Annotated in this window: 3 protein-coding genes; all 3 read left to right on the forward strand. The window is 27.6% G+C overall.

Annotated features, from left to right (window positions below):
* Nucleotides 1-629 precede the first annotated feature (629 nt).
* Nucleotides 630-956, forward strand: coding sequence for a hypothetical protein (locus AJN70_RS09735; RefSeq protein ID WP_002881839.1), 327 nt, complete (start codon nucleotides 630-632; stop codon nucleotides 954-956).
* 38 nt (nucleotides 957-994) lie between these two features.
* Nucleotides 995-2608: a lipase family protein gene (locus AJN70_RS09980; protein ID WP_261670043.1), complete on the forward strand. Its 1614-nt coding sequence runs from the start codon at nucleotides 995-997 to the stop codon at nucleotides 2606-2608.
* A 7-nt stretch (nucleotides 2609-2615) separates the two neighbouring features.
* A partial coding sequence (locus AJN70_RS09985) for a hypothetical protein (RefSeq protein WP_087720682.1) occupies nucleotides 2616-2853 on the forward strand: 238 nt, incomplete at its 3' end.

Consider the following 2853-nt stretch of genomic DNA (forward strand, 5'->3'; position numbering starts at 1 on the left):
AAACCACAAAATTACATCTTAATTTTAATAAAATAGAGAATCTAAGGAGATAACCCATGACATATATATTACTTCTTATTATAATTTCTACTATTCTTTCTTATCTTATATTAAAATTTATTTATAAAATCATCTTTAAATCTACAAAAAGCGTTTCAAAGTTTTTAGTCTTTCTTGGAAGTATAGGCTTAATTATCTTTTATTATACTCCTTATTCTTATTATTTAGAGCCTAGTTATTGGCAATTTAGGAATATGTGTAAGTTAAATGAACTTCCTAAAGTATAATAAGATTCTAGGGTATTTTGGATTAAGTTTGGATACATTAGATTGGGAGGAGCTGAATAGAAGAGCTTATAAAATAAGTAAAGAATAGCAATTCTATTTGCAAAATTTTAGAGAATATGCAACATATATAGGAGAAATAAAAAAGACTAGATATGATATAATGGCTATTCTGTATAGCAATAAAAAACTTATCTCTAAAGATAACATTACATCAATAATTTTACTTGATACTTGGAATACAAGACGTTACAATTTAGAGTAAGAATCTGTGGCTAGTTATAATATTGAGTGGATAGAGATAGAAGAATATTGCAGTTTGTACTTCAATACAAAGGAGCAAAAATGGACAATAAAGGATTAATCACTAAATTACGAGACAATGCAGAACTTCCTTGGGCAGCCTATGGATATTTTCATTTAGCTAATGAAAGTTATAAGCCAGAGGAAAATAGTAAGGATTGGAAAAGATTAAAATATTTTAGAGATATTAAAGAAGATACAACCCAATCTGTATTCCCCACCCTAATTGATATTCTCAACATAGAATACAAATATTTTAAAGATGAAAAAACAGGAAAGCTAAAAATGGCTTCTTTGATGATGAGTTATTTAGTGGCGACTTCTCCCAACTCCAAGCCAAACAATTCTTTTCTCGCTATGATTTATTAAAACATTGTCCTAATACAAATTCAGGCTTTTCTGCTACTTTGTTTGGAGAAAAAAGAAAACAAATTGATAGTAAAACAAAAGAAGAAGGCTATACCAGTGAATATGGCTATATCAATTATATTTTAGCCATTAGAGGAACAGAAATGAGTTCCTTTAAAGATTTGTTTGTAGCTGATGCTTCTTTAACCATAGGCTCTATACCTAAAGCCCAATATGATGATATGCTAAACTTTTATGAAACTTGTATTAAAGATTATCCACAAATCAAAGAAAAAGATTCTCTTACTATTACAGGACACTCTCTTGGAGGCTGTCTTGCACAACTCTTTGCTTTAAGTATCTGTGATGATAGGAATAGAAACAATATCAAAGCTTTATATACTTATAATGCACCTGGAGCTAGAAAGATAGCACCTCCTTATGATTATATAGTAAAACTCTTTATATTTCACAGTAAAGAACAACAAGAAAGATTTATAAAAGAAGAAATAGAAAATATAGCAAATAGAGCAAGAGATTTAGGCAAAGATAATATTTTCTTAGAAAGTAAGATACGAGAGATATTACACAAGATAATCCAAGAAAAACAAAGTCAATACTATGGGATAACAATGAGTCTTTCTACTCATACAACAATGATGACACTTGATATTAATGCCATTCCTATCTTAGCAGATATTGCACCATATTATAGACAACTTGCTTATAATTATTGGCAACATTTTAAAGAAGATAGGAGAACACCTCAAAATTTTGAACTTAAAGGAGATGAAAGATATATATACAAACTCTCAATTCAAGATTCTATCTTTCATTGTGAATCAAGTAATAATGAATATAAAAATGAATGGTATATCGGCTCTCCTATATCAAAACTAGGGATTAAGCTAGGATTACATCAAGACAATCAATATAGCGATACAACACTGCTTCATACAATCAATACAAGCTCTGGAGTAACAGGGGAGCACTCCATAATCCCCCTAACTCAAACTCTTTACTTCTACTCCTATCTTTTAGAATTAGATGCTAACTATAACAAATTCAAAGATAAAAGTTTTAGTGAATGTATAGAGTATCTTAATCATTTTATGAAAAATATTCAAATTTATACAGAAACTTTTGTGTTAAAAAATAATGCTATTAATAAAAATAGCTCTTTTGGGTTCAATAAAAACCATCCAGAAAAGATTAACCACTTTGAATATTTTCTTTCATTAATAGCCACCATAATGCAAGAAACCAATGGTATTTTAGAAGAGCTTGGAGATAATTATTATACAAGTTATAAAACTCCTATTATTAGTCAAACAAAAATCATAGATTTTATTTTAAAGGCACAAGAAAAAGAAAAATACATTTTAATTCTTGATAAAAATGATTTTAATAAATACAGAAAAGATTGTTCCTTTATTAATAATCAAGAAAATTTAGCTCATAAAATTGCCATTGGGGAATTTAGAATTTTCATTGTGGTTTATAAAGATATGAAATGTCTTGAAAATATTAATAATATAACAAAAATATATGGATATAATTCAAAAAGTTATAAAATAAAAGATCAAATTTGGGATGAGCAATATTTAGGTGGAGTTTGTAAAATATCACAAGCTTTGTATTTTAATGGAAAAGCTAAAATAGGTATTATTTAGGAAAATTATGATAGGTAAAGACTTTTTATATTCTATTCATAAAGATAAAAAAAGTATTTATTTGTTTTGTGAAAATAAAAGCATCATTGATTGTCAAAGTATTTATGATGAACTTTATAAATTAGAAGCAACGACAGATTTTACTTTTGAAGAACTCCAAAACTATCAAGCTTATATCTTCCTAAACTCCACTCTCCTTACAGGCTCAAATGAACTTCCTAACAATCCTTTTTACTTTGGAGAAT

The sequence above is a fragment of the Campylobacter sp. BCW_4341 genome (genome assembly GCF_001764255.1).
GTDB lineage: Bacteria > Campylobacterota > Campylobacteria > Campylobacterales > Campylobacteraceae > Campylobacter_D > Campylobacter_D jejuni.

Coding starts and splice junctions, on each gene's coding strand:
- AJN70_RS09735 (WP_002881839.1), top strand. CDS start 630: ATGGACAATAAAGGATTAATCACTAAATTACGAGACAATGCAGAACTT.